This window comes from Sagittula marina, from assembly GCF_014196795.1.
Lineage (GTDB): Bacteria > Pseudomonadota > Alphaproteobacteria > Rhodobacterales > Rhodobacteraceae > Sagittula > Sagittula marina.
The window spans coordinates 1-4786 of the sequence record NZ_JACIEJ010000033.1 but is presented as its reverse complement, the minus strand read 5'-3'; the positions used below and the strand labels follow the sequence as shown (position 1 = coordinate 4786).

The following is a 4786-nucleotide window of genomic DNA, read 5'->3' as shown; positions in this document are numbered from 1 at the left end:
CGACACTCAGCGTTGGGCTGGAAAAGCCCTGTCGCGTTCGAGCGGAAGGTGGCCTAAACGAGCACCTGGGGCGGCACCAAAGCGCGACAGGTCCAAATTGCCGTTCGTTTGCCGGACTCGTGCCGTGCTCTCGACATAGGCAAAGTTCTCAAAAAATGCCTCGCCGAGAAGGGATACGGTTCAGCGTATGTTGTGGGCCATACTTCTGGTGGTTCTCAGTGGACGCAGGATTTCACGATACAGGTTTTCGACCCAACCCTCGAGTGCACGGATTTCATACTTCGTCTGCTCAAGATTAAGTATGGTCTTGCTTGCATTCCGGGCACTGAAGGCGACAAGCCCCATCGCCTCATCGGGGCCGAGATCGCCCTTGATGTCTACCCGCGTCACTCGAAGGTATGCAGCGACGCGGAGTTCGTTCAGAAGCGGGTCTTGATGACCGAGCTGCTCAAAAAGCACATGGTGCCCAAGCGCCTGTTCTCAGATGGAGAGTTTTCTGAACCTCTCGATAGTTTACGGTTTGTCAGAAGCGAAAAACGCATCAGTTCATTTTCTCGAAAGGACGCAATCGCTATTGGCGGGCGCGACGGGCGCCGCCACTCAGCTCAGACGGTGTTTGATCCGGAAACACATCCTCAAGGGACCGTCGACGCGATAATGTACATCGGGGCGAAGAAGCGCCAGATGCGCTATAAAGTCTACGACAAGATATTTGATGGTATGAAGGACCGTACAAAAAAGCACGAATACCTTCTTCCACTGGAAAAGAGCCGGTCGCGACTTGAAGTTACGCTTGATGGGTTCAGCGGGGATCAGAGCGGTCTTGAGGCGTTGGGGGTTAAATCGGTCTACAATATCAGTTCGTTTAGGTGGCATGGTCTTCGCCAGATACTGTTCAACTTCGTGTACCCGACATTTTCAATGGACGGACAAGGACGAGTTGATGAGGCGGAGCTTGAAGTCTTCAAGATATTCGGTGCTTTCGGCTTGGATTTGTATCATCGTGCGGAGCGTAAAAAGGCATGTGATCGCAAGCAGCGTGACAGCTCTGGCGCGCTCCTCAAGCCTCTGGAAGAAAAGGGGCGATCGACGCATTTCACCAAACTTAATGATCGCCTCACGAGGAAGATGATGGACCTACGGAAGCGTTTCCAGAACTGATGGTGGTGTGCGACGCGGATGTCACCGCCGCTGCGCCCGTATCCACTCAGAGCGATCGACATGAAGAGGAGGTAATAGGTAATAGGTAATAGGTAATAGGTAATAGGTTATAGAGTGCGTTCCAAATTCGGGCTGTCCCTCAGGTCGCTGTCGCTTAGGTATATTCTGCTATACTTGGCTCTCAGCCTCTTTCTGAGTGAATTTGCGACAAGCTGGGAGTTGTCGCAAATTTGTCGGGAAAAGTTACGCGGAAAGCTGCATGCCATCTGGGACAATCAAGGGTGGCAATGCCGTAATCTTCCGGCAAAACCGGCGAGGTTTTTGGGTGTTTGTGAGCAGGTCGCGGAAGGTTGTGCGGCGCTCTCCCGCATTTTTGCTCGGCGAGTTTAGGATGTGCGCTCACAGCAAAACGGCAGGTCCTTAAGGGACCCGCCGCCGTTGAATCTTTTTTTGCGCGGCCTCGTCTCAGGCGGCCTTATTGGCCGCCGAGGTTGCCTTGTCTGCAGCACCTTGCACATTTGCGGCGATCTTCTGCCTCGTGTCCTCACCGGCTTTGGTGGCCAGTTCTGTGGTCTCAGTGCCAGTCTTCTGACCAAGATCGGACATCGCCTGCACGGTACGCATGAGCAGATCCATCTGCTTTTGTGCGAAGTCGCTGTAGGCCTTGCCATAGTCGGCCGGCTGTTCGCGAACTTGGCTGATGTCGAGGCGTTCTGAAGTATCCTCACCAATCACATGGCGCTCAGCGCCGCAGCCGCAAAGAGTCTGCTCAGGTTCAATCACCTCTTCGATGCGGTGCAAGTGCTTGGGCAATGATCCGCGATTGGTGTTGCGTGGCTTGGTTGCGCGTGATGCGGGCGGATCAAGGGCTGCATCTTCCGCATGAACAACCGCCATCGCCGTTTCGATATCTTCCAGCGCCAGCTCGAACTGCTCAGGGTCGGTCTTCTCGGACCGTGCCCCGAACAGGGCGCGCCTGAAGTCTGCAACCAGCTTTTCCAGCTGATCAATACGGTCCTGCTTGCGCAGGTTGCGGCCCTCAGAGGCGACAAGTAACGCCTTCAGGGCTGCTATGTCATCGGGAAGATCAGCAGGCTTCAGCATGTCCAAAAACTATCACTTTTGGTGCCTACGCACTCACGCAATTCACTCTACCGCAGTCGGCGGACGCGCTGCCAGAGCCTTCACTTTGCGCCAGTCCAACCCGGAGAATAGCGCCTCAAACTGGGCATGGTTCATCTGTGATGGGGGGCCAAGTGAAGGTCGTTTCCTCCAGCCGCTTGTAGGCCATCACCAGCCCGGTACCGTTCCAAAAGAGCAGCTTCAACCGGTCCGCCCGCTTGTCCCGGAACACAAAGACCGTCCAGGTGAACTTCTCCTTGCGCAGCTCGTTCTTTACGAGAGCCGCCAGCCCGTCATGCCCTTTGCGGAAGTCCACAGGTTTGGTCGCAATAACGATCCGCACGCGGTTCGAGGGAAACATCATCCCCGTGCAGACAGCGCATGGGCAATCCGGCCAGGCCGGGTTCCTGCATCCACACGAATGATGACCTGCCCAAGCACAATCTCAATGGGTCTTTCTGGCGTTGCCTCAGACGGTGTTACCTCAGGTTCCAAAACCACAGGGGCAAACTCAGCTCCCGCCAAATCAGGGACAACCAACTTGCCGTCCTTCGCCAACCGCCGCCATGTCGACAAATGATTGGCCCGTAGACCGTGTCGCCGCGCCACCTCGTTGACCGTCACACCCCGCACCAGAGTTTCCGCAACAACCCGGCCCTTGAACGCATCCGACCAAGTCCGCTTACCCGAAGGACCAACCATGAGTTCCATCCGGCCAATGTTCTCCATATGGTGCTCTATATGTCCTACCAGCACCGCCTCCTTCCCAAATCTACGCTTGGAAAAGGACTCGCAGATCAAGAAGCCATCAGGAAGGTGGGGGCGGCGCACCGCTTACACTGTGCTCGCTTCAAACCGCCATTAAATTGATCGCTTAACTATACTTGGCCATTTTGCTCGGGAGCTCTGATGTCAAGTGGAGTGGAATGTCGGGCCGGAAAATTTTGTCGGAAAAAGTTCTGGCCCGACATCCGATTTTTCAGGCTTAACCGAGCTTGGTTTGCACCTTTTCCAGCGTCTCGCGCATCAGGGTTGTGGCGGCCTCGCGGGTGTTGGCCTCAGCGTAGCAGCGGAACTCAGGCGCGTTGCCGGAGGGGCGCAGATGCACCACCCGCCCACAGCCCAACGTCATACGCAGGCCGTCGGTCGCGTCCAGAGCAGCTTCTGTTTCACCTAAGAACGCCGTACGGGCTTCCAGCGAAGAGGACAGCTCTGCAAGGAAGGCCCCGGATTTTTCCGTCTCTATGCCCTGCAGGCGGTCGGCGGCGGTAAAGACCGGGGGCAGGGCGTTCCAGACCTGTGCCAAGGTCTTGCCTTGAGCCTGTGCGGCGGCCAGCGGCGCGATGACCGGCAGCAGGCAATCACGGGTCATAAGGGGCGCCAGCGGTCCGGCTGGGGCTGTGGCGGTAAAGCCCAGAAGGAAGCCGCCATTGGCCTCGTACCCCACGACTTCGGCGTCGTGATCGTCGTCCATCGCGTCTTCCATCGCGGCGATGACGAAGGGGGAGCCGATCCGGGTGCGCTCGATCTGTGCAAAGCCGAAGGACGGGTCCGCGACCATGGAGTTCGAGGACACCGGCGTGACCACGATCCGGGCCTTCAGCGCCTGTGCGGTCAGCGTGCCCAGTACGTCGCCGGGCACCACGCGGCCCGCATCATCCACCACCATCGGACGGTCCGCGTCACCATCGGTGGAGACCAGCACATCCAGCCCGTGCTCCGTGAACCAGCCTGCAAACAGCGCTTGCGTCTCCGGGTCCAGTGCTTCTGTATCCACCGGGATGAAAGTGTCGGAGCGGGCAATGGGCACGGCCGTCGCGCCGAGGGCGGTGAAGACCTCGACCATCAGGTCACGTGCCACAGAGCTGTGCTGGTAGACGCCGACGGTCAGCCCGGTGAGCACATCGCCATAGGCGTCGACGTAGCGGGCAACATAGGCTGTGCTGGCGTCCTGCGTGCGCGAGGCGCCTTTCGCGGGAACCCTTGTCACGGTGCCGATGGCCGCGACGATGGCGGCTTCGTCTTCCTTGGATATTTCGCCGGTTGGCACGTAGAACTTCAATCCGTTGCGGTCAGCGGGAATATGCGAACCGGTGACCATGACCGCGCTCCCGCGCGCATTGATCGACGCCAGCGCAAGGGCAGGGGTCGGCAGCGCGCCGCAGTCCACGGCCTCCAGCCCCGCAGCCATCGCGGCGTCGATCACCCAACCTGCGATCTGCGGCGAGGAGGGGCGCAGATCGCGCCCCACATAGACCGTGCCGCCATGCGGGCAGGCGGCGATGAAGGCGGTGACGTAGTCGCGAACCAGATCTTCGGTCAGCTCTGTCACCAGGCCGCGCAGGCCGCTGGTTCCAAATTTGGGTGCCATGCCGTTGATCTCCTTGGGGGTGCCGATTTCCAGATTTATTCCACGGTTACGGATTTTGCGAGGTTTCTGGGTTGGTCGACGTCTGTGCCTTTTGCGACGGCGGTGTGGTAGGCGAGCAGTTGCGCGGGCAGG

At 58.4% G+C, this 4786-nt stretch carries 4 protein-coding genes and 1 pseudogene; 1 reads left to right on the top strand and 4 read right to left on the bottom strand.

Translation table 11 applies throughout. The features are described from left to right. Positions 1 to 435: 435 nt before the first annotated feature. A complete protein-coding gene (locus tag GGQ68_RS23955; RefSeq protein ID WP_183970516.1) occupies positions 436 to 1161 on the top strand; it encodes a hypothetical protein in 726 nt (241 codons plus the stop codon). 699 nt (positions 1162 to 1860) lie between these two features. Here the strand turns inward: GGQ68_RS23955 and GGQ68_RS23950 are convergent. The 4 genes and pseudogenes from GGQ68_RS23950 to GGQ68_RS23935 form a co-directional block, all read right to left on the bottom strand. After that, positions 1861 to 2265 (bottom strand): annotated as a pseudogene (locus tag GGQ68_RS23950) (transposase domain-containing protein); the annotation flags it as partial. A gap of 115 nt (positions 2266 to 2380) precedes the next feature. Further along, positions 2381 to 2647: an IS66 family insertion sequence element accessory protein TnpB gene (gene tnpB, locus GGQ68_RS23945; protein ID WP_183970514.1), complete on the bottom strand. Its 267-nt coding sequence runs from the start codon at positions 2645 to 2647 to the stop codon at positions 2381 to 2383. Next, positions 2644 to 2985, bottom strand: a complete 342-nt coding sequence (tnpA, locus tag GGQ68_RS23940; RefSeq protein ID WP_183970518.1) for an IS66-like element accessory protein TnpA — start codon at positions 2983 to 2985, stop codon at positions 2644 to 2646. The genes tnpB and tnpA overlap by 4 nt, the downstream gene beginning before the upstream one ends. A gap of 283 nt (positions 2986 to 3268) precedes the next feature. Further along, a complete protein-coding gene (locus GGQ68_RS23935) occupies positions 3269 to 4654 on the bottom strand; it encodes a phosphomannomutase (RefSeq protein ID WP_183970512.1) in 1386 nt (461 codons plus the stop codon). Positions 4655 to 4786: the final 132 nt, after the last annotated feature.

Excerpts from the sequence above, each read along its gene's own strand:
- GGQ68_RS23955 (WP_183970516.1), top strand. The coding sequence starts at position 436 with ATGACCGAGCTGCTCAAAAAGCACATGGTGCCCAAGCGCCTGTTCTCA.
- tnpB (WP_183970514.1), bottom strand. The coding sequence starts at position 2,647 with ATGATGTTTCCCTCGAACCGCGTGCGGATCGTTATTGCGACCAAACCT.
- tnpA (WP_183970518.1), bottom strand. The coding sequence starts at position 2,985 with ATGGTTGGTCCTTCGGGTAAGCGGACTTGGTCGGATGCGTTCAAGGGC.
- GGQ68_RS23935 (WP_183970512.1), bottom strand. The coding sequence starts at position 4,654 with ATGGCACCCAAATTTGGAACCAGCGGCCTGCGCGGCCTGGTGACAGAG.